The sequence below is a fragment of the Rhodococcus sp. 15-725-2-2b genome (assembly GCF_002259075.1).
Lineage (GTDB): Bacteria > Actinomycetota > Actinomycetes > Mycobacteriales > Mycobacteriaceae > Rhodococcoides.
On sequence record NZ_NPFL01000004.1, the window covers coordinates 132,613 to 159,309 of the forward strand.

The window sequence follows — 26,697 nt, forward strand, 5'->3', positions numbered from 1 at the left end:
GAGTGTGCCATGAGCACAATACGTCGATCGCTGCTATCCGCCGGAATCGTCGCGGTGACACTCGTCGCCGCGGCCTGCGGGCAGTCGTCGCAGGAAGCCGGTTCCGCACCGGTGCAGGGAACGTGGGACGACGTCGTGGCCGCGGCCGACGACGAAGGGAGCGTGCACCTGTACTCCACCCAACACCCTGAGAACCTCGCGGCGCTCGAGGCTGCCTTCGAGTCGAAATACCCCGGCATCGATCTCGAATTCACCCGCGGTAGCGATGTCGAGCTGAACCCGCGAGTAGAAACTGAAGCCCGCACGAACCGCGGAACAGCCGACGTACACATGCTCTCCGACCCGGCGTGGATCACCACCGCGTCCGAATCGGGCAACTATTCGACCGAGATCGTCGGCCCTGCGTTCGACGACCCGGCTTACGATCGGACCAGCAGTGTCCTCGGCGACGAGTTCTTCCTCACCAGCGCAGCGGTATTCGCACTCGGATGGAACACCGACGCCCTCCCTGCCGGGCTCTCGTCTCCGCAGGATCTGTTGGACCCGGCGCTGAAAGGCCGCATAGGTGTCGTGAATCCGGCAGGGTTTGCAGCAGTCGTCGACGAGTATCGCTTCTTCGACGAAAAATGGGCCGGTGGCGGCTTTCTGGACAAGCTTGCCGCTCAGGAACCTCGGGTGTATCCGGGCGCGTTGGCCGTGGCTCAGGCACTGAGCTCGGGCGAGATCGCCGCGTCACCGATGGTCCAGCCACTCGTCCGGGAAATGGAATCGGGAGCACCGGTGGAGTGGACGCTTCCCGATCCGGCGTGGGGCACCCCGTGGTATTCCCACGTGTTGTCCTCGGCTCCGCATCCCAACGCCACCCAAGTGTTGGCCGACTTCATGGTCACCCCCGACGGACAGCGGGCTCTGTCGAAAGGCTACGGCAGCGCTCTGCCCGACATCGAGAACTCTGTCGCGTCGGCTCAGGACATTCCACTGCCCGATACGGATTCGCTGACGCCCGAGAAGGTCTCGCAGTTTCAACAGGAGTGGGAAAGCAAGTTCACCTGAGCGGTGCTCGGCCCCTCACAATCGTCGACCCGCCTCGAAGGAGCCCGACCTCGACCATGATCAGCCGAGCGCTCTGCCTCGCCGCCCACCCCAGCGAGAAACTCACGACCGAGCATCTGGAGCTGACGGACATCCCGCTCGCCCCACTGCTCGATGGCGAAGTGCTGGTACGAATTACCTGGCTCTCGATCGATCCGTCGATTCGTCTGCGATTGGGTGAATCGGCACCGTCCGGATATCTCCCACCCCTCCGGATTGGAGATGCGCTGGTGGGATTGGCACTCGGCATCGTCGTCGAGTCACGGCACGAGGACTTTCGGCCCGGAGATCTGGTGTCGCACATGCACGGCTACCGCGACTTCGCAGTGGTCTCCGCCGCGGCCGGCGGGCTGGGCGGCGCGGGCACCCTCACCAGAATCGACGCCCACGACTGGCCCCAACAGTGGTATCTCGGCCCGCTGGGTAGTTCTGGCCTCACGGCCTATGTCGGCCTCTTCGAGGTCATGGGCATCCGACCGTCCGATACCGTCTGGATCTCGGCCGCCGCGGGAGCAGTCGGCAGTATCGCTACCCAGCTCGCCGCCCACCACGGGTGCACGGTGATCGCGTCCGCAGGCAGCCGACGCAAGGCCGATCACCTGGTCGATGCCCTCGGAGCCTCCAGCTCGTTCGATTACCACGACGGCGACGTGGGCAGCCTGCTCGCACAGGCCGCCCCGGACGGGATCGACGCATACTTCGACAACGTCGGCGGTTCTCACTTCATCGCCGCCCTCGACGCACTCAACCCCGAAGGACGCGTCGTGATGTGCGGGGCAATTTCCACCTACGAGACCTCGAACACGCTGCCGTCGAATCTGTTTCAGATCACGGCGAAAAGCTTGTCGGTCCGAGGATTTCGAGCCGGCTCGTTCGGCCATCTCTACGACAGAGTGCGATCCACTGTCGGAAGCCGCCTGGCCGACGGGACCTTGATCCACGAGGAATCGATCTACGACGGCCTCGAGCACGCCTCCACCGCACTAGTCGATCTACTGAACGGGCGAACGACCGGAAAGACGCTCTGCCGACTGTGAACCCAGACGCACCGGTTCAGAGCAGTCCGCCATTCGACCGCACGACGCGCGGCGGCGTCCAGTTCTCGCTCAGGGCATCCTCGGCCGGTTGATAGATCCTCAGGACCAGAAAGAACGGATGTTGGGGTGCCGGAAGCCAGGCGTGATCGGGACTGTCGGTCGTGGACGGCGATGCGCTCACTGTGATGGTCGACGGTCCCGATGCTCCGTCGCCTCCATTGACCGCCGATCCCACCGAATGCTTCTTCCCGGGTGCGTCGTACAACCAGCCGGTCTGCGCGTCGTAGAGTGTGATGCTCCAAAAAGCCTGTGCCGGTGGTAAAGCGAAAAACTCGATGCGGTAATCGTCTCCGCCTTCGCACGACAGTGGGCGTCCTTCGTGGTCGACGTAGGTGTTGTACGAGCAGTTCTCCTCGACAACGTTGGCACCGAGACCGACGTAGTTCATGACCGCACGTGCAAAGAAGTTGTGCCCGTGGGCACCCTTGCCGAGCACCCGCGTCCAGCCGGATTCGGTGCGACGTCCCAGCAGTGATCGAGACCGGGACAACATGGTCATCGCTGTATCGAAACCTTGTTCCATGCCTTCACGTGTTGCCTCGTCGAGGTCGTTCACAGAGAAGGTGCCCGTGCCCACACCGAGATGACGGAATTGGTGCACGTGGGATATGTCGGTGAACGGCACTCCGTTCAGAGCCAGCGACGCATCGAGGGCGGACAGAAACGCTGACGCGGAGGTCTCGACCTCACGTGGATCGACCACCGGCCACGCCCGCGCCGACGGGGCAGGTGCGTCGATCGTGACCGCATCCTGCAGACCGTGCACGGTCGGCAGGTCCACCACCCCGAAAGTTTGAATCCGCATCAACAGCCACATGATCGGTGTCGCGACCCGGAACACCTCCACGCCGTCCGCGACCGTGCCGGTCCAGTCCGCACACGCGAGAAGCAGCTCACGTGGCTGCTCGGGGTGCGTACGCCTGCTGACGTTGCTGGCGTTGCTGTAGGCATCGAGAAAGTTCAACGTGTAGTACCTACTGCCGAAATCGGGCAGGACGATGGCAATCGGACCGTCCGAAAGGTTCAGCCAAGCATTGGAATACAGCGTGTCGACGTTGGGAACCCGAAAGGCCTCGAAATCCGCACCGGCAATCGTTCGCTCGTGAACCAGCGTGTCGAGCGCCCACGGGTCGTCGCTTCCGGGCGGTGCACACGCGGAGCACATGGCGGCGTATTGGTACACCGACGGCAAGCCGTAGATCACGGCCTGCAGCACCGACGAACGCGCCCATTCCTGTCGGTCCACCGCGTCCGACGGGACTATGTCCGCCGTATCGATTGCAGTGAGCTGATCGGCCGAGTTCGCGTCGTACGTACGCATCGGTGGACAGTCCTTTCTCGCCGAACGATCACACCACCCTCAGGAAGTGATTGACATCACGTACCCTACCTGGTGAACTGAGGTCAGTTCAACTAGGAGGACGACGTCATGCGATATTCGCTTCGGTCAAAACACGTCATCACCGCGATGCTTCTCGCTGTGTCGACTGCCGCACTCAGCGCCTGCGGCTCGTCGGCGGGTGAGACTGCGTCGGTGGATGGGAGCTGGGAAGAAGTGGTGGCGGCAGCCGAGCAAGAAGGCTCGGTGACTCTGTACTCGAGCCAGAACACCACCATCCTCGACAGCGTCAAAGCCGCGTGGAATGCGAAGTACCCGAACATCACTCTCGAATACGTTCGAGGCACGGACGCAGACCTGAACCCTCGGGTCGAAGTCGAGAACAAGACGAAGAAGGGGATCGCCGACGTTCACGTCGTCACCGATACCGCATGGATCGCCTCCGCGGCGGAATCCGGGAGCTACTCCCAGGAACTGCGGGGCCCGAGTTTCGACAACCCCGAGTACGACCGGGAGTCCAGCATCAAGAACGACCGGTTGTTCCTGAACGTGGCGGCCACCTTCGGGATGGGGTGGAACACCGATGCGGTAACAACCGACCTGACCGATCCTCGAGATGTTCTGGCCCCCGAATACAAAGGGCGAGTGGGCGTTGTCAGCCCTGTGGGCATCGCGTCCTATGTCGATCTCTACGATTTCTACCGCAAGAATTTCGGTGACGACTTCCAGGAACGGCTCGCCGAGCAAGAGCCGAGGATCTACCCCAGCGCCCTCGGAATCGCGCAGGCGTTGACGTCGGGAGAAATAGTCGTAGCCCCGATGGTGCAGCCGCTGGTTCAAGAGGTCGCGGCCGGTGCGCCGGTGAACTGGGCTCTGCCGACCCCATCGTGGGGCACCCCCTTCTACGGACATGTCACCGCGGTTGCGCCTCATCCCAATGCGGCTCAGCTTCTCGCGGACTTTCTCGTCAGCGCGGAGGGGCAAACCGCGCAAGCCATCGGAGTAGCGACAGCGCTGCCCGGAATTGCGGGGGCCACCGCCGACGCGCACGATGTCCACGCTCCCGACCCCGAGAAATTGACCAAGCAGTACGTCGACCAACAGTCCGCGGAGTGGGAACAGCAGTTCCTGGGGTAGCGCACTCTGCAGCTACTCGAGATCGAGGGCAGGCCGTGACGGGATCGCACCGTCACGGCCTGCGCTTTTCCACGTCACCATGAAACAGCGGTCCAGATGACGAAGGTCAGGGCGATCAGTCCGAGGGTCGGGATCAACGCTGCAATGACATGGGCACGCAACGGAAACGCGAGCGGCACCGTCGATTCGGTCCCGTCCGTCCGTCCGCACCTCGTTCGCGAGATCCACCCCGAGACCAGCAGCCCCGCCGCACAGAAGCTGACGAGGACGGCCAGCGCAACCAACGCCGGCTGGCGGGTGTGCGCGCTCAGGCGGATACCGATCACCGCGCACACCGCAACCGCCGACTCCGTTCGCGCCCAGGCCAACTCGGTTCGCTCGACCTGCAATCCCCCGTCGCCCAATTGGCCGCCCGGCCGCCCGGCCGGTTGCTCCCGTCGGCGTCGCCGCATCGTCACAGGACGGACCACAGAACCAGAACGCCGACCGCTGCGAGGACCGACGCCAACGGCAGAGCGATACGAGGAGACGGAAGCGCTTCGGAATTGCGCATACTCTTCTCGGTTCGTGCCCAGCCCCACCACGCATGCAGCGGAACCCCGATCGACGCCACGATCAGCATCACCGAGGCCACCACACTCGGAGCGGAGCCGCCACCGATGCCGAACACCTGGAGGGCCACCCCTGCCGCCATCAACGCCAGCGACGTTCGAATCCACGCCAGGTAGGTTCGCTCATTCGCCAGACTGAAGCGTGGATCAGGCTCGCTCCCAACGGAATAGACCGACCGAGGAAATCTGCCACGCCTGCCGTCTTTCACTTCGACCTCTCGAACTGCGCTGCAGCCGGAGCCTCGCTGCGTCCGGACCTTCTCGAATCACGACTTTTGATGCTGTTTCCAGACTACAGTCAAGGTGAATTCAGTTCATCTCAAGGGGCAACATGACGAACCAGAACACGCCGACACACCCCGATCTGCGCGACGATGCGCGCGCACTCCAGGTCTGGGGGTTCCCCGTGGTCTTTGCCCAACGCCTGAGGCTGCGCTTCACTTCTCCGTCGGATCCCCACGTTCAGCGAACATCCACGTCCGCCGGAGCCCCGCTGAATCACCTGGGCCACCAACGTGAATTGGCCGATCCCACGCTGACGGCGGGCGTCGCCCCGAACGTCGACACCCTCTACTCACTGGCGTTCGTCGACTTGGACTCGGGTACCTTCGAGCTTCGGTTGCCGGACTTCGCCGACCGCTACTACAGCGTGCAGGTCGGCGAGGCGGACTCGTCCACGAACACGGTCCTCGGGCACAGGACACATGGGTCTCGCGTCCCTTCGATCACCTTGTTCCGGCGGACATCCAGGTCCGCGGATACAGCTGCGGACGGATGGGTGGCCTGTCGATCGAGATTCGTCATGATCGCCATCCGGATTCTCGTCGATCCATCTCGTGAAGGAGACTTGCACAGGGTCCACCAGTTGCAGAACCTCATCGTTCTGACCGGCCCGTCCTCACCGACGGCTGAACATGCAGACCTTGTTCTGAGCACCGTCGAACGTTCCGACGAACAGCGGCGACCCGTCGCATTTCTCGCCGCCCTCGATCACGCGATCGGTGGCCTTGCCGATTCGGACGTACCGAGCTGGGTGAGGCTCACCTACCGCCGTCTCGTCGATGCACTCGAGGCCACAGTCGACCGTGACACCACCGAGCAAAACATCGCCGACGGGCTACTGGCAGGTCTCGAAGACATTGCCGTGCAGGTGAAATCGATGGGTCGAATCGTCAACGGCTGGGCCATCAACGACGCTGGTGCGGAGTTCGGCACGGATCATCTTCTACGAGCCGCGGTCGCCTACTCCCAGATCTACATCAATCCGGCGGCCGAGGCGTCCTACCCCGTGTGCGAACAGGACGAGGATGGCCGTCCACTCAACGGCGCGAACAACTACGCCATCACGTTTCGGGCCGGTCACTTTCCTCCGGCAGACTATTTCTGGTCGATGACGGTCTACCACGCGCGAGGACTTCTCTACGCGAACGAATTGGACCGGTACGCCATCACCGACCGCACACCAGACCTGAAACACAACGAGGACGGGTCACTGACCGTGGTGATTCGAACGACCCGTCCCGCACCGGGAACGACAGTCAATTGGATTCCCTGCCCACGCGGTGACTTCCGACTCATGCTCCGGCTCTACGGACCCCGGCCGGGCAGCTGGTCTCCCCCGCCGGTGATTCGACTCGAGTGATCGGTGCCTGGTTCGACGTTGTTGTCGAGCAATCTGAGCAGTTCGCCCCGCCCGCCACGCAGTGCCCGCCGGAAGGACGTTGCGGTGAATAGCGTCTCGAGCTCGGCCGCGAAGAAAACTCAGTGTCTCGTTGGCGCGCTGAGATTCTCGAAGTCAGCGGAATTCGGTGGCGCGGGCAGCGCAAAGTCCACAGCCGCTCGGGCATGCAAACGCGTGGATGGGAAAGTGGGTACGACGAGGTCATCCGGTCGTATCAACAGTTCGACTTCGGTGCATCCGAGGACGATGCCTTCACATCCCGCGTCGATGAGGTTGTCGACCACCGCGAGGTAGATTTCACGCGATTGCTCCGTGACGATGTTGTGACACAACTCGTCGTAGATGATGCTGCTGACCGCCTCGCGGCCCGCAGCGTCCGGAGTCACCAAGTGCACTCCGCGTGCGGAGAAGCGTTCGCGATAGAAGGCCTCTTCCATCGTGAACGCAGTGGCCAACAGGCCCACCTTCGAAAGACCATGCTCTGCCACAGCCTCGGCCGTAGTGTCGCCGATGTGCAGAAAGGGCACGTGGAGCGACTTCTCGATCTGCGGAGCGACGTAGTGCATCGTGTTGGTGCACAACACAATCGCATCGGCCCCTGCAGTTTCGAGTCGGCGCGCTGCTGAGACCAATCTGGCACCGATCTCGTCCCACTCACCCTCGAGCTTGAGTGCTTCGATCTCACCGAAGTCAACGGATTCCAGAACGATGTGCGCAGAGTGCAAGCCCTGGAGTCTGTCGGCGGTCATCTCGTTGATGAGCCGGTAGTACTCGGCGGTGCTGACCCAGCTCATTCCGCCGATGAGCCCCAAAGTCCGCATTCGATCGCCTCCTCATGTCCTCACTCTTGCGATACCGGTCGCGAACAACGATGGCATTATGTCTGGCAGCGACGAATCTCGGCCCCGTTCGATTCTCTACCTAGCAAGTACGACCGTTCTGAAGAACGTCGTCGGAACCGATTCGTCGTTCACGTACCGATATATCCGGTCGCTTCTGAGCCTCGCAGACTCCCCGGTCCCGACGGTCGCAACTTCGCCGTCGGCCATCAGCGTCAACACCCCCGAGACTACGTGGAACAACTCGAACGACCCCTGGGCATCCGGCATACTATCTCGAGCGCTGTAGTCACGAACGCTGGGCACAGCGGCTGGCCGACATCCCGCTGTCGCGCCCGGCGCGTTCGGTAATCGAAGCGTTCGTGTCCGAGGCCCTTCCCACAGACGAAAAAAGCCGGGTATTTCATCAACCGAGCATGTCCTACGCCGTCTTGGTAATTACGAGCCCTCAGATCGCGGAGCAACCGTCCATCAGCGGTGTCGACAGGCTCGAGAGCGAGCTCATCGGGGTGCTCGAGGGCACACTCGCTGCGAACGAGATTGCACCCGATCTCGTTCGCAGCGAGTGCGTGAGGTTGGCGGCCCTGGTCAATGGCCTCGGGACAGGCATCATCATCGGCCACTACACGGACGAACATACCGCTGATGTTGTGGCCAATCACCTCGAACCGGCTGTTCGCGTCGAGCTGACCGTGCATTCGGTCGAGGAACCCGACCGGTGAGGTTCACGCCATGACGTGAATAGCGAAAACTTCTTCGGCCCAAGCGAATCCGGCCATCTTCTTGCCTGCAGTGAGATGGGTGCAGCGCCGTGGCAGACGCGGGCGACGATGCCCCATGCTCTTAGAGCTTACGTGTGACGCCCCGCAAGCCCTCACTGTCGAGGAAGTCCCCCAAAGGGCGTAGCGGCCGATTCGAGTTGATGCGCGATCGCCGGCAACGGGTGGTGCGCCCCCATCGGACGCGTTGGCCTGCGCGCTGGCTGTGCCGCTCAACGACGAGGTGACGGCATTGCGCCAGTGCGACAAACCGATCGGTGTCCGGGTCACCATCGACCCGGACGGGGCATCGGGGATGGTCCGCGGGGACGTCTTCATTCTTGCGTTGACCTACCGCCTCCGCTGTAGGGTGACCGCGGGGATCGGTACGGCTGGAGAAGAATGTCGGGGGATCATGACTGTGTTCGGTGTGCTCGATCGCGTATTGACTCGACGACTGCCCCTGGAGCCTCCGGACGATCCCCATGCCGCGATCCTCCCGACCCCGATCGACAACGACGACTTCTTCCTCACCCCTCCCGGCATCGAGGACCTTGCACCCGGCGCGGTGATCCGACAGCGCACGACCCGCGGTCTGGTGCCCAGGCCGCGAACCGCCCTGCATCAGTTCATGGTTCGATCGACCGACGCACGGGGTCTCCCCGCCGGCGTCACCGCCTCGCTGCTGATCCCGAAACGGCCGTGGACCGGGCGCGGACCGCGGCCCGTCGTCGCCCACAACGTGGCCATCGATTCACTCGGAGCCACGAGCACGCCGTCGTACCGGCTCGTGCACGGTGTCGGTGCCGACCTCCCGCCGGTGATGCCGCTCTGGCTCGCCCGCGGATACGCCGTCCTCGTCGCCGATCACCAAGGCCCGCGGATGTCGTACTCCGAAGGCACGATGGCCGGGCATGCCGTCCTGGACTCGCTACGCGGGATGACAGTCGTCGCCCCGGAGCTCGCCGACAGCCCAGTGGTGGCCTACGGCTACAGCGGCGGCGCGATCGCCACCACGTGGACGGCGCAACTGCACCCGAGGTACGCGCCGGACGTGAAGTTGGCCGGTGCCGTCGCCGGTGGAACGCCCACCGACTTCTCGATGCTGCTCGACACCATGAACGACACCGTCGCGGCCGGGCTACTGGGCGCGGCGAGCATGGGTCTCGCGCGTGAGCACCCCGAGATGGTCGAACTGTTCGGCCCCAAGGCGCTGCTGTTGGCGTCCTGGGTCAAGGACATGTCCGTCCTCCCCCTGGCCTTAGGCGGGTTGGCACGCCTGCGAATCGAGGACTTGGCGTCCGAACCCGACCCGTTCGACTCCGACATCGCGCGGCGGGTGATCGCCGCGAACCGTCCGGGCGCGGACGCGCCGTCGGTGCCGGTCGCGTTCTTCCACGGTTCCGCAAGCAAGTGGATCGGCGATCGCTTCATCCCCGAGGCCGGCGTGACTGCCCTGATCGAACAGTGGCGCAGCAAGGGTGCCAACGTGCACTACGAGCCCGTGGCAGGCGACCACTTCATCGGCGCCATGACCGGGCTGCCATTCGTGTTACGTTGGACCGCAGAACAATTCGCCGCCAACGGTTCGGGTTAGCTCGCCGAAGCAACATAGCGCTGTGACCTACGGAAATGCGGTGCCCCCAGTCGGACTCGAACCGACACTGTGCGGATTTAAGTCCTAAAAGTGGATTCGCATGAACTTCAATGGACTCAATATTTGTTTATTTGCAACACTTTTCGTACATCATCGTCCGCACCGGACCATTCACGAACGTACCGACTTGTGACACTCTCGTGACACCGAACTGCCGCCGATTCTCCGACACCGGACAGTCCTGATCGGTGCCGGACAGCCACGGTATCGGATGGACGGAGAGCGTCCGGCGCACCGACGCTCTGTGCGGACTCGTGACAACGAAACTTATTCGTCGCGAACCCAAATCGCCCTCGTCTCACAGGTGTGGCCCGTTAATCAGAAAAACGCCATGTCGTTTGAGAGACAGTGCATCCCCGGCAGTGGTCCAGGGGGCGCACCGTTCGTTGGTTGTCGTTCCGGTGAACTTCGATCACACGGTCAACAATGCCGACGCCGGGTTGGAGAGAATTGCCGCGGTTCGAGTCAACACCTTGGAGCCGAGTTCCCCGTCGACGAGTCGGTGGTCGAAAGACATCGCCAGTTGCGTAACCTGTCGTATCTCGATTCGGCCGTCGACGACCCACGGTTGAGGACGGATGGCACCGAACGCGAGAATCGCCGCTTCGCCCGGGTTCAGGATGGGCGTGCCGGCGTCGACGCCGAGCGCCCCGATGTTCGTGATCGTCAGTGTGCCACCGGACATGTCGGCCGGCGGCGTCTTTCCGCTCCGAGCTACCGCGACCAGATCGGCAACCGCATCGGCCAAGCGACGTACATCAAGGGTATGCGCATCCTTGATGTTCGGAACGATCAAACCCCGAGGCGTCGCAGCTGCGATGCCAAGATTGACGTAGTGCTTGAGCACGATCTCCTGCGCTGAATCGTCCCACGTTGCATTGATGTCGGGATGCGCTTGCACGGCCAGGAGGAAGGCCTTGGCCACCAGCACCAGTGGGTTGACTCGGACTCCGGCCCACGACTTGTCGGTCTTGATGTGCGCAAGCAGATCCATCGTCGCCGTGACGTCGACGGTCAGCCACTCGGTGACGTGCGGGGCGGTGAAGGCCGAACTGCACATCGCCTCCGCTGTCATCTTGCGTACACCCCTGATGGGGATCCGTGTTTCCCGAGGTATGGCGGACTCCGTGGGACGAACTGGATTCTGGTTCTGTTGCGGAGTCGCCGCGGATCGGACCTGCTCCGCCGTCACGAGTTCGCCCTCGACTGCGAGCGAGTCGATGTCGACGTTCAGTTTTTTGGCGAGCAGTCGGACGGCCGGTGTGGCCCTGGCTCGACTGCGTTGTACTGCGACCGAACTTCGGTCTGGAAGATCGTCGGTTTCCACCGGAGACTGGAAGTCAACCGTTGAGGCTGCAGTGTGCGACGGTCCCGACGCAGCCGAATTCGCCGGTGCCGTCGGCGGCGCAATTCTTCGTCGCCGGGCGGCCGGCTCGTGGGGCCCCGGACCGACCAGAACCTGTGGCTTGTCGTCGTCGACCGACGTCTGCGGTTCGCGATCCGGCGACTGCACGACGATTTCGCGATCCCCCGGTGTGCCCGATCGATCTACCTCCGAACCGATTTCGATCACGACGGTCCCGACTGCGACGGTGTCGCCTTCGTCGGCCAGTAGCCGTTTCACCACCCCGGCATAGGGTGACGGCAACTCGACCGCGGACTTTGCGGTCTCGATTTCTACCAGTACGTCGTTGATCTCGACCGCGTCACCGACCTTCACGTGCCAGGTGCCGATGTCGGCTTCGGTGAGCCCCTCCCCCACGTCGGGGAGCGCGAACTGCTGGATGTTGTTCATGCCTGGCCTCAGAATTTCAGTGATGTGTCGATGGCGTCGAGGATGCGGTCGACGTCGGGAAGGAACTCGTCCTCGACCTTTGCGGGCGGATACGGAAGGTTGTACGCACCGACCCGCAGGACGGGGGCTTCGAGGGCATAGAAGCAGGTCTCGGTGACGGCAGCGGCGATTTCGGCACCGATTCCGAGAAAGGTCGATGCTTCGTGCACCACCACCAGATGCCCTGTCGATTCGGCGCACCGCTTCAACGTTTCGAGGTCGAGAGGTGAGATGGTACGGAGATCGACGACGCCGATGGAGTATCCGTCCTCGGCTGCGGCCTCGGCCGCTGCGAGCGCCGTCTTGACGGTCGGACCGTGGGCGACCAAGGTCAGATCGGTGCCGGTACGCCAGACGCGGGCTCGGTCGAGCGAGGCGGGTTCTGCACCGAGGTCGATCTCGCCTTTGTCCCAGTAGCGCCGTTTGGGCTCGTAGAAGATGACCGGATCGTCGCTGGCTATTGCTGCTCGAAGCATTCTATAGCCGTCGGCCGGGCTGGAGCAGGAGACCACCCGCAGACCCGCGGTGTGCGCGAAGTACGCCTCGTTGGATTCACTGTGATGTTCGACCGCACCGATACCGCCACCGACCGGGATACGGATCACGATTGGCAGGGACGTCCGGCCGCCGGATCGAGCCCGCATCTTGGCCAGTTGGCTGACGATCTGATCGAAGGCCGGGTACACGAAACCGTCGAACTGGATTTCGACCACCGGCCGGTAGCCCCGCAGGGCAAGTCCGATCGCTGTTCCGACGATCGCGGATTCGGCCAGTGGGGTATCGATGACGCGGTCGTCACCGAACTCCTTGTGCAATCCCTCTGTGACCCTGAAGACTCCGCCTAGTACGCCGATGTCCTCGCCGAGCAAAATCACGCGTTCGTCGTCGAGCATGGCTCGCCGTAGTCCTGCGTTCAACGCCTTGCCGAGGGTGGTCGTACTCGTGCCGGGCTGTGTCCGGCTCAGGTGATTGCTTTCGAGTGTCGCGGTCATCAGGAGGTTTCTCCAGCCATCATGGTGTTGTACTTGCGGAGGGCTTGCTTCTCTGCTCGGACGCCGGGATGAGGTTCGGCATAAGCATTGTCGAAGATGCTGTCGAGCTCCGGCGCTCGGATCGCGCGGCACGCTGCACGTACCTCGATGGCCAGCGCGTCAAGCTCTTCGTCCAGTTCGCTGAAGAATTCCGAGGTGGCACCCTGTTCGGCCACAACAACTCCGAGCCGATGCAACGGGTCTCGGCTGGTCCACAGGTCGAGTTCTGCTGCCTCGCGGTACTTCCGGGGGTCGTCGGACGTCGAATGTCCTGCCATTCTGTAGGTGACGGCCTCGATCAATGCCGGGCCCGTGCCCGAACGCACGATGTCCGCGGCGGCCCGAGTCACTTCCAAAACCGCAAGCGCGTCGTTACCGTCGACGAAAAAGGTACGCAGTCCGAAACCTGCTGCCCGCTGGTGCACGGGGGCTGCGTACTGGAGGTCGGTTGGGGTGGAGATGGCCCACTGATTGTTCTGGCAGATGAACAGGACGGGAAGGCTGCGGGCGGCGGCCCAGTTGAATGCCTCGCTCACATCGCCCTGGCTTGCCGCGCCGTCACCGAAATATGTTGCGACGATCGAGTTTCCGCCGGACAGCTTGCATCCGAGCGCATATCCGTTGGCGTGCAGGGTCTGAGTGCCCAGAACCAACGAGTTGTAATGGAAGTTGTATCGTTCGGGGTCCCAGCCTGCGTGCGTCGCTCCTCGCCATTGGCTGAGGATTTCGGTCGGTGTTATCCCTCGAACCATGGCAGCGGCATGTTCCCGATAGGACGGGAAGACGAAGTCTCGATCGTCGAGTGCGTACATCGATGCAACCTGCGCGGCTTCCTGACCCCAGCTCTGCAGCCACAGTCCAAGCTCGCCCTGCCGCTGAAGGGCGAGCGCTTCCTGATCGAACCTCCGCGCTCTTGCCATGTCGCGGTACATCTTTCGCGCCACTTCTGGATCGACAGCGTGGCGAACACCGGCCTTGGTCAGGCTGCCGTCAGCGCGAACGAATTGCGTCATCGTCGCGGTATTCGGCCGGGTTTCGACCTCCAACTCACGACGGTCCTCGGTCGAGATGATGTCACTCATCGAATGGTCCTAACGTACTGGCAGGTGCGGGATCGGAGATGATGCGAAGAAGGTTCGGCCGTGCGGCCGTTTCGGGGCCTGTCGCCCTGACGGGACAGTCGTCAGGAACCGTTGCGGCACAGAACGTGTGTGCTCACGCCGCCACCACAGGTTCGATCTCCGACAAGGAAACCGACCATACCGATGGCATGCTCTGGAACGTTCTGGCCACGACGTCGGCTTGGCAGCGCTCGGCCGTGAACGTCGCCGTGAAGATGCGCTGCGGGCCGCTGAGCGCGGACAGATGAGCCTCGTCCGGCGAGATCGCGCGCCGATGCAGTACCGAGGCCATCGATAGAAGATCGGATTTCGTTCTGTCGGAATAGATTTCGACAGAGATCGTAAAGGTCCGGTGGCTGGACATCAGGCGTCAATTCAGAGATCGCGGCGCGAGGGCGCTACACGCCGTCTGGCCTGCGCTCGATGGCGCCCTGACCCCGGGAGATGAGGCGGTGATCGGCCACGAACGCGGCGAGGGAGAACATGGTTCGGAGAACCGTGATTCTTTCGCTGTCTGCCGCATCGAGAACATTCGTCCCGACGAGGCCTTCCGACGCGACACGAGCTGGGTTTCACTGTCGTGGGTCACGACGATCCTTTCTGTCGACGCGCCTCCCGTGGTGCGGTGTGGCGGGTCAGTGCTGACCGGGTAGGTTTGCACTTTGATATTGCGATCATGCTGATTGGACGCGCTGTGGTCAAGCCATTACGGAGTAACATAGCTTTTCGGATAGCTACTTCAGGTATAGCGCACAGGGAGGTTGTCAAGGTGAACAGCATCGATCGTCTCGACGTCGAAATCATCGGGATGTTGACCACCAATGCCCGGGCGGGCGTGGCGGACATTGCGACCGAGCTGGGTATCAGCCGGGCGACGGTACACACGCGTCTGCGAAGGCTCGAGGAACACGACATTCTGACGGGATTTCGTCCCATCGTGAATCTGTCCGCAGTGGGGGTGCCGGTCCAGGCGTCCATCAGCCTGGAGATCGATCAGCGCAAGCTGGCGACGGTGGTCGAGGGACTCACCGAGCTGCCGGAAGTTCTCGAGGTCAAGATCCAAGCAGGTCGCGAAGACGTGGTGGCACACGTTGCCATCAGTTCGCTTGCAGCACTACAGGTGCTGACCGCATCCATCGTCGATATCGACGGCGTGCGAAAGACGACTTCGGAATTCTCGGTGGCGACACCGACCCCGTACCGAGTCCAACCGCTGCTCGAACACATCACGGCACAGTCCGGTTGGGGACGCTCGACGCCGGCCGTGCGCTGACGGAAATACCCAAAGCCGCTCCGATTCGACGTTCGTCACCTTCCGATCGCGGGTACCGCTCAGTTCGAATGCTCTTCGGAATGCGGGGGCAAGATCATCTTCTGCTCGCCCAGCCGCACTCCGGACCTGTCCATCCAGTAGCGACGCACTACGTCCCGGCCCACACTGACGTCGAGGGCACGTATCCCGTTGAGTTCGCCCAAGCCGACGACGATGAACTGCGCCAGCTCGTTCTCGTTTCGGAAGACGCCGCTGTAGACCACCGACGCGGACCCGGTGACCATGGACACCATGCGGGAGGACGGATGCGCGGTCAAGCCTTCCAGAACCGCGGGGATGGCCCTCGGATCCACTTGCATGGCGATGATGACGTTCAGGCCGTAACCCAGTGCCGCCGGCTCGATCTCGACCCGTGGCGAGACGGCACCCGATTGCAACAGCGTCTGGATCGTTCGGTATACCGTGGACGAGCTGACCGACAGGGTCCGAGCCAACTCCCCTGACGACACCCGGATATCCGAGCCGAGCCGGCGCAGAATGCGATACTCGAGGCCGGACAGTTCGGAAATGTCGGCAAACGGTTCACGAACGACAGGCTCGCAGAATTGCTCCAATTTCGTCACCTGCGCCTCGCTCAGCCTGTTCAATCTCCACGATTGACCGACCTTGGTCGTCTTCAGGACGAGGTGAGTTTGAATCGACGAGATACCAGGGATGGCAGGAATGACCGACGTCGTCAGGTTCTGTATGTCCGAACCCCGAAGCGGGTAGATGTCGGCGTAGATGTCGATACTGCCGGTGGTGAGAATCAGGAACTGAATCTCGTTGAACCGACGAAGCTCGTCGAGCACCTTGCGGGTGCACCCGGGATGGCATCGAATCCACAGTTGACTGGGCATACCGTCGGTCACCAAGGGCCAGTCGTAGCGTCCGATCAAGCGCACCAGCTTGCTGTCGATCAAGTGCAGTATCTGTCGTGTGAGGGTGCTGCGCGGGATGTCGAGCACCTCGGCGAGCGCACTGTGTGGCGCACGTGGGGCCACCTGTAGCGCGGCGATGATGTCGAGCTGGGTTGGGGTCAGCAGCGACTGTGCGGTGTCTGCCGGTGGAATCTGCGCGTGCGGTACGACCATGCTCTGACACTACCCAGAATCAGACCATGCGCGAACGGTTCACGTAATCAGATTTTTACGCACGAATCGACCACAAACGCCGACATGCGTGCTTACTATGGTCCAAGCCACAGTTTCAGGCGGTAATCCCGTCGCTGGACAGGCTCAGCGGAACAGCGAGAGAAAGTTACTCATGACCGATCAGCAACCATTCGAGTGGCCGGAGTCGGTGTGGCGATCCCACGTCGAAAAAGTCCGAGCCGGCGCTTCGCTTCTCGACGCCGATACACACCCACGTTGGCCGGGCGGCGCAACGTGCGCCGTCGCGCTCTCGTTCGATTCCGACCACGAGACGCCTTATCTTCGAGATGGCATGACCACTCCCGGATCGATGGCCCAGGGCGAGTTCGGAGCGCGTGTCGGGGTTCCCCGAATACTGCAGTTACTGCAGCGGTACGACATACCGGCGACCTTCTTCATCCCCGCCGTCTGTGCACTGCTTCGACCGTCGGAGGTGCCCCGCTACGTGGAGCACGGGCATGAAGTAGCAGTGCACGGCTGGATACACGAGCGCACCACAATGCTCACTTTCGAGCAAGAACTCGACCTGACCGCACGTGCTGTCGACGTACTCGAGCGCCAGAGCGGAAGCAGGCCGGTCGGCATGCGCACACCGTCCTGGGACTTCTCCGATTCGACGATGCGGGTGCTGCAGGAGCTCGAATTTCGTTACGACTCATCGTTGATGGCGGACGACGAACCGTACGAACTCGTCGCGGAGGGCCGAGCCACCGGCATTGCCGAAGTGCCGGTGGAATGGATCCGAGACGACGCGCCGTACCTGCTGATGGACCGATTCTCCGCCCTGCGGCCCTACACCTCTCCTCGCGACGTCGCACAGATCTGGATCGACGAGTTCGACGCGGCATACCAGTCGCACGGGGTCTTCCAATTGACGCTGCATCCCCATATCAGCGGGCACCGTTCCCGCATGCGGGCAGTCGCGCAACTCGTCGAACACATCGTTGCCACAAGCAACGTCTGGTTCACAACTCACAGTGGGCTGGTCGATCACCTCGCCCCCAACCTCTCGAACGAAGGAATCCCGCGATGATCGAACAGCATTCGGCCACGGCCCCTGCAGTGCAGAGCACCAAACTCACCAGGCGAGGCAAGAAGGCAATCGTCGCAGGAGTGGTGGGTAATACCGTCGAGTGGCTCGACTGGACCTTGTACGCGACGTTGGCCTCCATATTCGCGCCGTTGTTCTTTCCGCCCGGCAATGACACTGCCGCACTGTTGTTCGCACTGGCGGTCTTCGCGGTGGGGTTCGTCATGCGCCCGATCGGCGCGATGGTTCTCGGACCGTATGCCGACAAGTACGGCCGAAAGAAGGGCCTGGTCCTCACCATCGGCATGATGGCAGGCTCGTCGATCGTCATCGGAGTGACGCCGAGCTACGAACACATCGGGATCTTTGCGCCGATCATTCTCGTCGTGGCCAGGCTGATTCAAGGTTTCTCCGCCGGGGGCGAGTTCGGTTCCTCCTCTGCGTATCTCGTCGAGTCGGCGGCACCGAAGAGACGTGCGTTCGCCGGCTCCTGGCAGCAGGCATCCGTGGGGCTGGGCGTGCTGACCGCATCCGGGATGGGGGCGATCATCACCTCGACGATGTCGCCGGAGGCAGTGACGTCCTGGGGATGGCGACTGGCTTTTGTCCTGGCCGGACTGTTCGGCTTGGCAGGGCTGTGGTTGCGATCGACGGCCGAGGAGACCGAAACATTCGAGCGCGCTGCCGAAGCCGACGCAGCCAAGGAAGCCCCCCGTCGCAGCGCCGTATTCGCCATGTTCGCAGAACACCCCCGCGCGACAGCACGGGTCTTCGGCATCACCATCGCCGGCACGCTGCTCTACTACCTGTGGATGTCCTATCTCCCCGTATACGTCTCGGTCAACTACGACATTCCTCTGAGCCGAGCACTGACTGCCAACGTCATCGCGTTGACAGCCTTCATCGTCTGCCTCCCCTTCGCTGGCATCGTCTCGGACAAACTCGGCCGCAAGCCCACGATGTCCTTCTTCGCAGCAGGGTTCGTCGTCTTCTCCTGGCCCGCATTTCATTTCCTGAACGGTGAGTTCTGGAACCTGCTCATCATCGAGCTCATCGGAGCGTTCTTCCTCCTGGGGTACTCCGCGAACGCGGCCGTCATCATGTCCGAACAGTTCCCGGTATCGATCAGGGCCACCGGAATCGGTGTCCCCTATGCCCTCGCGGTTGCGGTATTCGGTGGCACAGCACCGTATGTCATCACATGGTTCCGATCCAACGAACTACAGAACTACATCTGGATCTACTGCATGTGCGCGGCCGCCGTCGGCCTGTTCGTCTATCTCACCATGCCCGAGACAGCCGGAAAGGAACTCGACTGATGCGACACGTTCTCGTGACGGGCGCAGCGAACGGAATCGGTCGCAGCATCGCGACGCGGTTCGCGCGCGACGGAGCATTCGTGACGATGGTCGACCGACCCACCAGTGCCCTCGCCAACGCTGCCGCCGACATCGGTTCGGAGACAGGCACTGCGCACACCCGGACGATCGGCGTCGATCTCACCGATGCCGCCGCGTGTACCCGAACCGTCGACGGCGTCTTCACGGATCGAGCGATCGACGTTCTCGTCAACTGTGCGGGCATCTATCCGGCGACCCCATTTCTCGATCTCGACGCCGACACATGGGATTCGGTGCAGGCACTCAACGTTCGCGCTCCGATGCTCACCACTGTGGCGCTGGCACGGAACGCCGTCGCCGCATCGACCCACGCCTCGATCGTGAACATCTCTTCGGGCGCGGCGCTGCGTGCACGACCCGGCGCAGCACCCTACTGCAGCTCCAAAGCGGCACTCGAAATGCTCACCCGTGCATCGGCACTCGAACTCGGACCGCATGGTATTCGCGTCAATGCCGTGGCTCCTGGATTCGTTGCCGTCGCCAGCGACGTCAATCCTGTCAGTGGGCGTTACGCCGACGCCGTCTCGAGAAATCCTCTCGGCCGAAGCGGAACCCCCGAAGACATCGCACACGCGGTCGTCTGGATTTCCGGACAGCACGCCGAGTGGATCACCGGTGAAGTGCTGCGCGTCGACGGTGGTGCGTCCACCGGAGCTGTCGACCTACCGCTGCACTGGAATTGATCGCTTCTCATCACAATGCATTCATCACCATGGAAGGTAACTCAGCTGTGACCGCACATCGCTACACCGTCGTCGGCGCAGGTGCCATCGGCGGCACTCTCGCCACGTACCTGCACGACGCCGGCTGCCCGGTTCAACTCGTCGACGCCGACGTGGCCCACGTGGAGGCCATTCGCGCGAGGGGTCTCGAACTTCGAACTCCACAGGGCACCAGACGGACCGAAATTCCTGCATTCACCCTCGACGACGCACCCGAGGAACTCGGTGCCGTGCTCTTGGCCGTCAAGACGCAGGCCACCGCCGGTGCAGTGAACTGGATCGCCCCGCGGCTGTCCCACGAGGGATTCGTCGTATCGATGCAGAACGGGATGAACGAGGAGCTGATTGCCTCGATCGTCGGGCCCGAGCGAACAGTCGCAGCGTTCGTCGACCTGTTCGCCGACGTTGTCGAACCAGGAGTTGTCGTCGACGGCGGAGCCGGGGCAATCGCACTGGGCGAGTACATGACGACCGCGAGCAACGACCGTGTGCAAGGACTCGCGCACGATCTCAGACTGTGGGGCGAACCCATCGTCAGCACCAATGTCAACGGCTACCTCTGGTCCAAACTCGGTTTCGCAGCAATGCTCATCGCGACCGCAGTTGCCGATGTCGACATGAGCGAGCTCGTCGACCGACACCGGCCGGCCATGAACGCGCTGGTCGCCGAAGTGTTCGACATCGCGCGCACGCAAGAGGTCACGCTGGAGAGCTTCGATGCTTTCGACCCGAGCGCCTACCGACGCGATGCGTCCCACTCCGCCAACAAGAAGGCCACGGATGCACTCGTGCAATGGCTTTCGCGTCAGTCCAAGACTCGGTCGGGAGTCTGGCGCGATATCGCTGTGAAGAAGCGGCCCACCGAAGTACGGCCACAATACGAACCGGTGCTTGCGATCGCCGATCGTGAGGGCATCGCTGCGCCTGCTCTGCGGCGGCTGCTGTCTCTGATCGACCAGTTGGAGAACGGCACTCTCGAGATGTCCGAACAGCATCTTGCAGATCTGGATTCGCTTGTCGCAACGCAACCACAGGGCGCTCAGTGAGTTCCGCATCGTCGGTGTCTGCCTGGCTCGAAGAGCGACGAACCGACATGGTCGACGATCTTCGTCTGTACGTGGAACACGAAACTCCCTCGGATGACAAGCAATTGCTCGACGAGGGCCTGACGTGGGTCCGTGAATGGATTGCCGAGCGACTACCCGACGCGAGCGAAATTCGGTTCGTGGATGGCGCAGAATTCGGCGACGCTGTCATCGTAGACATCCCGTCGCCCACACTCACGGATCGATTCGTGAGTGCGCTGTGCCACTACGACACCGTCTGGCCGCGCGGCACCGGGCTGATGTGGCCCGTTCGAATCGACGGCGACATGTTGACCGGACCAGGCGCGTTCGACATGAAGGCCGGCTTGGTGCAACTGGTGTGGGCGATCAAATGCGCCGACACCTGCGGTCTGGCTCGCCCCAACGTGCGGCTGATCCTGACCGGCGACGAAGAAATCGGCAGCCCGACCTCGAGGTCGTTGATCGAAGAGGAAGTCGCCGGATCCGAGGCCGTTCTGGTCTTCGAGGCAAGCGTCGACGGGGCGGTCAAGACATCCAGGAAAGGCGTCGGACTGTTCACGATCACGGTGGATGGCGTGGAAGCTCATGCCGGCCTGGATCCGGGTAAGGGTGTGAGCGCCATCGACGAGATGGCCAGGGTCGTGCGCGCCTTGCACGATGTCAACGATGCGGGGTCCGAAACGACCGTGAACGTCGGGACCATCAGCGGCGGCAGCCGCGCGAACGTGACGGCTGGTTCGGCGACTGCGGACATCGACGTGCGCGTGGACAGCAACGAGGAGGCGCGCCGCGTGGACGAGCTACTGAGCGCGTTGGCCCCGTCCAGGCCGTCCGCCCGCATCACCGTGAGCGGCGAATGGAACAGGCCCGTCATGGCTCGAACCGCGGGAACCGCGCTACTGTACGACGAAGCGCGCAAGGCCGCGGCCGAGTTGGGATTCGAATTGCGAGAGGCCGCCGTGGGTGGTGCAAGCGACGGCAACTTCGCTGCTGCACAGGGCCTGCCGGTACTAGACGGTCTGGGCGCGGTCGGCGGTGGAGCTCATGCGCGCGAGGAATGGGTCAGCCTGAACGGCATGATCGAACGTGCAGCACTGACCGCTGTGTTGCTGGACAGCTTGCTGGATTCCGACCCGAGCCCATCGCGAGCGCGGAATGCCGACAACGACCGGCACCACCCCGGCCTGTCACGAAACGGAAAGTGAGTGTGTCCATGACGATGGGAACGAGACGCTTCGCGCAGGTCGATGTCTTCACCAGCGAGCCCTACCGCGGTAACCCGGTAGCTGTGGTGCTCGACGGGGACGGTGTGGACGACGACACCATGGCGCGTTTCGCCAAATGGACGAACCTGTCCGAGACGACATTCGTCCAGACAGCGACGACGCGCGACGCAGACTACAAACTTCGTATCTTCACACCCGGCGGGGAGATTCCGTTCGCAGGCCATCCGACTCTGGGTAGCGCACACGCCTGGCTTGCGTCCGCGGACGACTCGTCGAACCGAAGTCAGATCGTGCAAGAATGTGGAGTCGGGTTGGTGACCGTCAAGCGCGACGGATCGGCATTGTCGTTTCGAGCGCCGAACCCGGTCAAGTCCGGCCCGCTGGACGAGGAATACCTCGAACACATCTGTGCTGCCTTGAGAATTCACCGCGACAGCATTCTCGATCACCAGTGGGTGGACAACGGCCCCGGATGGGCTGCCGTGCGTCTGTCCTCCGCCTCCGAAGTACTCGAACTCGAACCCGACGAGACGCTGATGAAGGACCTGATACTGGGCGTCGTCGGACCTCACCCCGATGGTTTTGCCCAGCAATTCGAGGTACGCAGCTTCGCGCTACCGCTCGGCATCCCCGAGGACCCCGTGACCGGCAGCCTCAACGCCGGCATCGGCCAATGGCTGATCCGCAGCGGGGTGGCACCCTCCTCCTACCGGGCACGGCAGGGGACGGTACTGGGTCGACACGGGATCATTTCGGTGGCCGATTCGTCCGACGGACTATGGGTCGGAGGGGAGAGCGTGACGTGCATCGACGGCAACGTGAGTCTGTGACACGCCACCGTGCAGCGAATACTTTCTCGCACAGCATGATCGACGTAAGTGCGCCGGAATCCTTTGCAGCCCAGCACCTCGAGAGACAACCTACCCAAGCACGGTTGGCTCTCCTCGACTCACACACATTGGAGCAATCCCTATGAACTCGATTCGTACGCGGCTCGCCGAACTCGGACTGTCGTTGCCGTCTGCGGTACCCCCGCTGGCCGCCTACACCCCGGTCGTCATCGATGGCACCCACCTCTATGTCTCCGGTCAGGTGCCCATGGTCGACGGGGCCCTACCTGCAACAGGGAAGGTCGGCGACGCCCAGGGTCTGGTCAGCCCTGCGGATGCTCGACGGTACGCAGGCATTTGTGCTCTCAACGCCCTCGCTGCGGTCCAGAACGCCGTCGACTCGCTCGACCGGATCACCCAGGTGGTCAAAGTGGTCGGTTTCGTCGCCTCCGATCCGAGTTTCACCGCCCAAGCCGACGTGATCAACGGTGCCTCGGAGCTGCTCGCAGATCTGTTCGGCGACCGAGGCGTCCATGCGCGCTCCGCCGTCGGAGTGGCCGTTCTCCCCTTCGATGCACCGGTGGAAGTCGAAATGATCCTGACCTTCGAATGACAGACCGGGACTCGATGGCGATGTGCCATCGAGTCCCGGTCTGCGTGCGCGGAGACAGGGCGACGCGTTCTTGCAGAAGCAGCGGCGGCGTCGATCGCCGATCAGTCCAGATCGACGAGCTCCCGGCCCATCTCGCGGGCAGGACCTGAGCCCGACTGCGGCACTTCGTCTCTCAGGCGTGTGTCGGCCAGGCTCGCCAGAAACCTCGACACATCGGGCAATATTCTGTCGTCGAAGCGAGCCTCGGGCGAGTGCAACGGAGCCCTATTCGACCCGTTGGTCTCCGGTGCCCCCGCGCCGACATGTCCGAATGCACCCGGGACCTGCGCCAGAATTTTGGCGAAGTCCTCGGACCCGGTGCGTGGGTTCTCCAATTCCTCGAACCGTGATTCACCGAAGAGCGACGTCGCAGTGTGTCGCCAATGCGCAGCGCTTGCGACATCGTTGACCACCGGCGGAAGCTCCAGCGCACGTGTGACCTCCGCAGTCAGTCCGTGGGCTCGGGCGATGTTCTGAAATAATTGCGGCACATCATCATTCACCGATTCGAGTACATTCGGCGAGAAGGATCGGACGACGGCGGAGAACCGTGCATGATCCGGTATGACATTGGGCGCCGAGCCGGCATGAAATTCTCCGACAGTAGCGATCACTGGGTCGAAGACATTGAACCTTCGAGTCACGAATACCTGCAGGGAAGTCACCATTTCAGCTGCAACGACGATGGGATCCAGCGCCTGGTACGGCCGAGAACCGTGTCCCCCCGCCCCGGTGACCACGACATCGAACTTGGTGAACGCTGCCATATAGGATCCGGGACGACTGAGAAACGTTCCAGCCGGCGAGTCCGGTGCCATATGCAGTCCATACGCCGCCACCGGTCTCGAGCCAGTCCGTTCGAGTATGCCCTCGTCCAGCATCAGTTGCGCCCCATCACCTCCTTCCTCTCCGGGTTGGAACATGAACACCACGTCACCTGCGAGTTCGTGTTGGTTCTCGCTCAGCAGGTGTGCTGCACCGACCAGGGCAGCACTGTGCATATCGTGGCCGCACGCGTGCATCGCGCCGTTGTCAGCGGAAAACGGCTCCCCACTTTTCTCGACGAGGGGCAGCGCATCCATGTCGGCCCGGAGAAGAACCGACGGCCGACCTGCCCCGGCTGCGATGTTCCCCCCTCGGAGAACAGCACTGATCGATGAAAGGGCGGCCCCGACCTCGATATCGAGATCGAGGTCGGACAACGCGTCCAGAATGAGCCTCTGAGTGTTGGGCAGGTGTAGACCGACCTCAGGTTCGTGGTGAATCGAACGGCGAAGCCTCTGCAGGTCCGGCACTGACATGAAAACTACTCCCGTACTCTTGTCTACTGATTACGCATGGTGGACCCTGAGAGGCCGATTCATCGGACTCGGGACAAGAACATCTGAGTTCGTTGCTCGGACGGATGGTCGATGACCTGCGACGGTGTTCCCTGCTCCACGATGACTCCGCCATCCATGAACACCACCCGATCGGCCACTTCACGTGCAAACGAGATTTCGTGAGTGACAACGATCATCGTCAGGCCCTCCAGCGCAAGGGACTTCATGGTCGACAGCACCTCGCCCACCAGTTCCGGGTCCAGGGCCGAGGTCGGCTCGTCGAACAACATCAACTTGGGCTCCATCGCAAGAGCTCGGGCGATGGCCACTCGCTGCTGTTGACCGCCGGACAGCTGCCTCGGATAAGCGTTTTCGCGTCCTTGCAGACCTACCCGCTGGAGGAGCTCTCGCGCAATGATCGATGCCTCTTTGCGTTTCATGTGTTTGACATGGACCGGCCCTTCGATGATGTTCTCGAGGACCGTCATGTGGGAGAACAGATTGAATTGCTGGAACACCATTCCGATCTTGCTGATCTGCAGCGCTCTCGATCGGTCCGACCGCTCCTGCATGCCGCCTTTGGAGGTCACTTCGAAACCCACGTCGACTCCATCGACCGTGATTCGACCACCTGTGGGTTTCTCCAGCATGTTGATACAACGAAGCAGAGTGGACTTTCCGGACCCCGATGGCCCTAGAATCACTACGGTTTCGCCGGTACGAACCGACAGACTGATGTCCTTCAGGACCTCGACGCCACCGAAGTGCTTGCGCACCGAGTTGGCTACCAGCACGGGCGCGCCTGGATGCGACACTGCGGGCTCGAGGCTCACTTCATGAGTCGACATTGCATATCTCCCTTGGCTTTTTGCGATTGCACACTAGACCCGACCTCGAGACCGCTTGGGTCGTATTCGGAGAAAATCGAACCAGCTGGACGACGTCCTGGCATCGCTGCGCCCGTAACGCTTTTCGAGGAAGGATTGGCCGACGTACAACACCGATGTGATGATCAAGTACCAAACGCAGGCCACGATGAGCAAGGGAATGGTCTGGAATGTTCTGTTGTATATGGACTGAGCGGTATACAGCAGATCGGCCAGTGCGATGACGCTGACGAGCGACGTCGCTTTGACCATGCTGATTATTTGATTTCCGGTCGGCGGAACGATGAACTTCATCGCCTGCGGAAGGATGATCCGTCGCATCGTCTTGGACGGCGTCATACCTATGGCATGGCCGGCTTCCAACTGTCCCGGGCCCACAGAAAGGATGCCGCCTCTGATGATCTCCGCCATGTACGCGCCTTCGTTCAGGCCCAACCCGAGGATCGCGGCGAACAGCGGGGTGATGAGGGAGTTGGTATCGAACGCGGCGAACTCGGGACCGAAGGGAATACCGATCGAAATTCTCGGCAGCAGAGCCGACAGATTGTAGAAGAAGATCAACTGCACAAGAGTCGGAGTTCCCCTGAAGAACCAGATGAACGCGCCGGCAACGGACTTGAGCAGAACATTTTCGGATATTCGGCAGACAGCCAGAAGTACGCCGAGCACCACGCCGATGATCATGGCGATGACGGTCAGACCCAGGGTGATGCCCAGTCCCTTGACAATGGCCTCGCTTCGGACATACAACCCCACCGTCGACCAGGCGAAATTCGGGTTGGTCACGATGAAATGGATGAACTGTGCAAGCAGCACAGCCACGACTGCTGCGCTGACCCATCGCCACGGGTGTCTTCGCGGCACAGCGTGTACAATATCGAGCGGCGAATCGATTCCC

The 26,697-nt window shown here is 62.4% G+C and carries 27 protein-coding genes; 14 read left to right on the plus strand and 13 right to left on the minus strand.

Annotated features, from left to right (window positions below; all coding sequences use genetic code 11):
• Positions 1 to 9: 9 nt before the first annotated feature.
• On the plus strand, positions 10 to 1,053 hold the full coding sequence (locus CH306_RS02345) for an ABC transporter substrate-binding protein (RefSeq protein ID WP_094645564.1): 1,044 nt from the start codon (positions 10 to 12) through the stop codon (positions 1,051 to 1,053).
• Positions 1,054 to 1,109: 56 nt separating this feature from the next.
• Positions 1,110 to 2,129 carry an NADP-dependent oxidoreductase gene (locus CH306_RS02350; protein ID WP_094645565.1) on the plus strand — a complete coding sequence of 340 codons (1,020 nt, stop codon included), beginning with the start codon at positions 1,110 to 1,112 and terminating at the stop codon, positions 2,127 to 2,129.
• Positions 2,130 to 2,145: 16 nt separating this feature from the next.
• Here the strand turns inward: CH306_RS02350 and CH306_RS02355 are convergent, their stop codons facing one another.
• Entirely contained in the window at positions 2,146 to 3,510 is a 1,365-nt protein-coding gene (locus CH306_RS02355; RefSeq protein ID WP_094645566.1) for a DUF1254 domain-containing protein, read from the minus strand.
• 108 nt (positions 3,511 to 3,618) lie between these two features.
• Between CH306_RS02355 and CH306_RS02360 the strand changes: the two genes are divergently transcribed.
• Positions 3,619 to 4,665: an ABC transporter substrate-binding protein gene (locus tag CH306_RS02360; RefSeq protein ID WP_256981013.1), complete on the plus strand. Its 1,047-nt coding sequence runs from the start codon at positions 3,619 to 3,621 to the stop codon at positions 4,663 to 4,665.
• A 74-nt stretch (positions 4,666 to 4,739) separates the two neighbouring features.
• Here the strand turns inward: CH306_RS02360 and CH306_RS02365 are convergent, their stop codons facing one another.
• Together CH306_RS02365 and CH306_RS02370 are read right to left on the minus strand one after the other, a co-directional pair.
• Positions 4,740 to 5,117 (minus strand): DUF202 domain-containing protein, encoded by a 378-nt coding sequence (locus CH306_RS02365; protein WP_256981031.1) that lies wholly within the window; start codon positions 5,115 to 5,117, stop codon positions 4,740 to 4,742.
• 2 nt (positions 5,118 to 5,119) lie between these two features.
• Positions 5,120 to 5,485, minus strand: a complete 366-nt coding sequence (locus tag CH306_RS02370; protein ID WP_094631457.1) for a YidH family protein — start codon at positions 5,483 to 5,485, stop codon at positions 5,120 to 5,122.
• A 122-nt stretch (positions 5,486 to 5,607) separates the two neighbouring features.
• Between CH306_RS02370 and CH306_RS02375 the strand changes: the two genes are divergently transcribed.
• Positions 5,608 to 6,918, plus strand: a complete 1,311-nt coding sequence (locus tag CH306_RS02375; RefSeq protein ID WP_094645567.1) for a DUF1254 domain-containing protein — start codon at positions 5,608 to 5,610, stop codon at positions 6,916 to 6,918.
• 119 nt (positions 6,919 to 7,037) lie between these two features.
• Here the strand turns inward: CH306_RS02375 and CH306_RS02380 are convergent, their stop codons facing one another.
• Positions 7,038 to 7,778, minus strand: coding sequence for an aspartate/glutamate racemase family protein (locus tag CH306_RS02380; protein WP_094645568.1), 741 nt, complete (start codon positions 7,776 to 7,778; stop codon positions 7,038 to 7,040).
• Between the two features lie 96 nt (positions 7,779 to 7,874).
• A complete protein-coding gene (locus tag CH306_RS02385) occupies positions 7,875 to 8,066 on the minus strand; it encodes a cupin domain-containing protein (protein WP_094645569.1) in 192 nt (63 codons plus the stop codon).
• A 146-nt stretch (positions 8,067 to 8,212) separates the two neighbouring features.
• On the opposite strand from CH306_RS02385, the gene CH306_RS02390 reads away from it, so the two are divergent.
• Together CH306_RS02390 and CH306_RS02395 are read left to right on the plus strand one after the other, a co-directional pair.
• On the plus strand, positions 8,213 to 8,518 hold the full coding sequence (locus tag CH306_RS02390) for a hypothetical protein (RefSeq protein WP_373453962.1): 306 nt from the start codon (positions 8,213 to 8,215) through the stop codon (positions 8,516 to 8,518).
• A 451-nt stretch (positions 8,519 to 8,969) separates the two neighbouring features.
• A complete protein-coding gene (locus CH306_RS02395; protein WP_094645799.1) occupies positions 8,970 to 10,151 on the plus strand; it encodes a lipase family protein in 1,182 nt (393 codons plus the stop codon).
• A gap of 472 nt (positions 10,152 to 10,623) precedes the next feature.
• Here CH306_RS02395 and CH306_RS02400 read toward each other — a convergent pair whose 3' ends face one another.
• From CH306_RS02400 to CH306_RS02415, 4 genes are all read right to left on the minus strand, one after another.
• Positions 10,624 to 12,006, minus strand: a complete 1,383-nt coding sequence (locus tag CH306_RS02400; RefSeq protein WP_094645571.1) for a dihydrolipoamide acetyltransferase family protein — start codon at positions 12,004 to 12,006, stop codon at positions 10,624 to 10,626.
• Positions 12,007 to 12,014: 8 nt separating this feature from the next.
• Entirely contained in the window at positions 12,015 to 13,037 is a 1,023-nt protein-coding gene (locus CH306_RS02405; protein WP_094645572.1) for an alpha-ketoacid dehydrogenase subunit beta, read from the minus strand.
• Positions 13,037 to 14,158, minus strand: coding sequence for a thiamine pyrophosphate-dependent enzyme (locus tag CH306_RS02410; RefSeq protein ID WP_256981014.1), 1,122 nt, complete (start codon positions 14,156 to 14,158; stop codon positions 13,037 to 13,039). The genes CH306_RS02405 and CH306_RS02410 overlap by 1 nt, the downstream gene beginning before the upstream one ends.
• A 133-nt stretch (positions 14,159 to 14,291) precedes the next feature.
• Positions 14,292 to 14,561 (minus strand): hypothetical protein, encoded by a 270-nt coding sequence (locus CH306_RS02415; RefSeq protein ID WP_143546494.1) that lies wholly within the window; start codon positions 14,559 to 14,561, stop codon positions 14,292 to 14,294.
• A 405-nt stretch (positions 14,562 to 14,966) separates the two neighbouring features.
• Between CH306_RS02415 and CH306_RS02425 the strand changes: the two genes are divergently transcribed.
• Complete coding sequence (locus CH306_RS02425; protein ID WP_179272713.1) at positions 14,967 to 15,470, plus strand: Lrp/AsnC family transcriptional regulator; 504 nt, start codon at positions 14,967 to 14,969, stop codon at positions 15,468 to 15,470.
• Between the two features lie 59 nt (positions 15,471 to 15,529).
• Here the strand turns inward: CH306_RS02425 and CH306_RS02430 are convergent, their stop codons facing one another.
• A complete protein-coding gene (locus tag CH306_RS02430; RefSeq protein ID WP_094645576.1) occupies positions 15,530 to 16,603 on the minus strand; it encodes an Lrp/AsnC family transcriptional regulator in 1,074 nt (357 codons plus the stop codon).
• 172 nt (positions 16,604 to 16,775) lie between these two features.
• Between CH306_RS02430 and CH306_RS02435 the strand changes: the two genes are divergently transcribed.
• The 7 genes from CH306_RS02435 (at position 16,776) to CH306_RS02460 (ending at position 23,551) form a co-directional block, all read left to right on the plus strand.
• Positions 16,776 to 17,696 carry a polysaccharide deacetylase family protein gene (locus tag CH306_RS02435; protein WP_094645577.1) on the plus strand — a complete coding sequence of 307 codons (921 nt, stop codon included), beginning with the start codon at positions 16,776 to 16,778 and terminating at the stop codon, positions 17,694 to 17,696.
• Entirely contained in the window at positions 17,693 to 19,012 is a 1,320-nt protein-coding gene (locus tag CH306_RS02440; RefSeq protein ID WP_094645578.1) for an MFS transporter, read from the plus strand. Before CH306_RS02435 ends, CH306_RS02440 begins: the two co-directional genes overlap by 4 nt.
• Positions 19,012 to 19,776 (plus strand): SDR family NAD(P)-dependent oxidoreductase, encoded by a 765-nt coding sequence (locus tag CH306_RS02445; protein ID WP_094645579.1) that lies wholly within the window; start codon positions 19,012 to 19,014, stop codon positions 19,774 to 19,776. The genes CH306_RS02440 and CH306_RS02445 overlap by 1 nt, the downstream gene beginning before the upstream one ends.
• A gap of 47 nt (positions 19,777 to 19,823) precedes the next feature.
• Complete coding sequence (locus CH306_RS29335; protein WP_218828428.1) at positions 19,824 to 20,861, plus strand: ketopantoate reductase family protein; 1,038 nt, start codon at positions 19,824 to 19,826, stop codon at positions 20,859 to 20,861.
• Entirely contained in the window at positions 20,858 to 22,087 is a 1,230-nt protein-coding gene (locus CH306_RS29340; RefSeq protein WP_218829655.1) for a M20 family metallopeptidase, read from the plus strand. Before CH306_RS29335 ends, CH306_RS29340 begins: the two co-directional genes overlap by 4 nt.
• A 14-nt stretch (positions 22,088 to 22,101) precedes the next feature.
• Positions 22,102 to 22,938, plus strand: a complete 837-nt coding sequence (locus CH306_RS02455) for a PhzF family phenazine biosynthesis protein (RefSeq protein WP_218829657.1) — start codon at positions 22,102 to 22,104, stop codon at positions 22,936 to 22,938.
• Between the two features lie 142 nt (positions 22,939 to 23,080).
• Positions 23,081 to 23,551: a RidA family protein gene (locus CH306_RS02460; RefSeq protein ID WP_094645580.1), complete on the plus strand. Its 471-nt coding sequence runs from the start codon at positions 23,081 to 23,083 to the stop codon at positions 23,549 to 23,551.
• A gap of 101 nt (positions 23,552 to 23,652) precedes the next feature.
• On the opposite strand, the gene CH306_RS02465 is transcribed toward CH306_RS02460, so the two are convergent.
• From CH306_RS02465 to CH306_RS02475, 3 genes are read right to left on the minus strand one after another with little or no spacing between them, the layout of a single operon-like run.
• Positions 23,653 to 24,891, minus strand: coding sequence for a M20 metallopeptidase family protein (locus CH306_RS02465; protein ID WP_094645581.1), 1,239 nt, complete (start codon positions 24,889 to 24,891; stop codon positions 23,653 to 23,655).
• A 59-nt stretch (positions 24,892 to 24,950) separates the two neighbouring features.
• A complete protein-coding gene (locus tag CH306_RS02470; RefSeq protein WP_094645582.1) occupies positions 24,951 to 25,760 on the minus strand; it encodes an amino acid ABC transporter ATP-binding protein in 810 nt (269 codons plus the stop codon).
• A gap of 33 nt (positions 25,761 to 25,793) precedes the next feature.
• Positions 25,794 to 26,663 (minus strand): amino acid ABC transporter permease, encoded by an 870-nt coding sequence (locus tag CH306_RS02475; RefSeq protein ID WP_256981015.1) that lies wholly within the window; start codon positions 26,661 to 26,663, stop codon positions 25,794 to 25,796.
• Positions 26,664 to 26,697 lie beyond the last annotated feature (34 nt).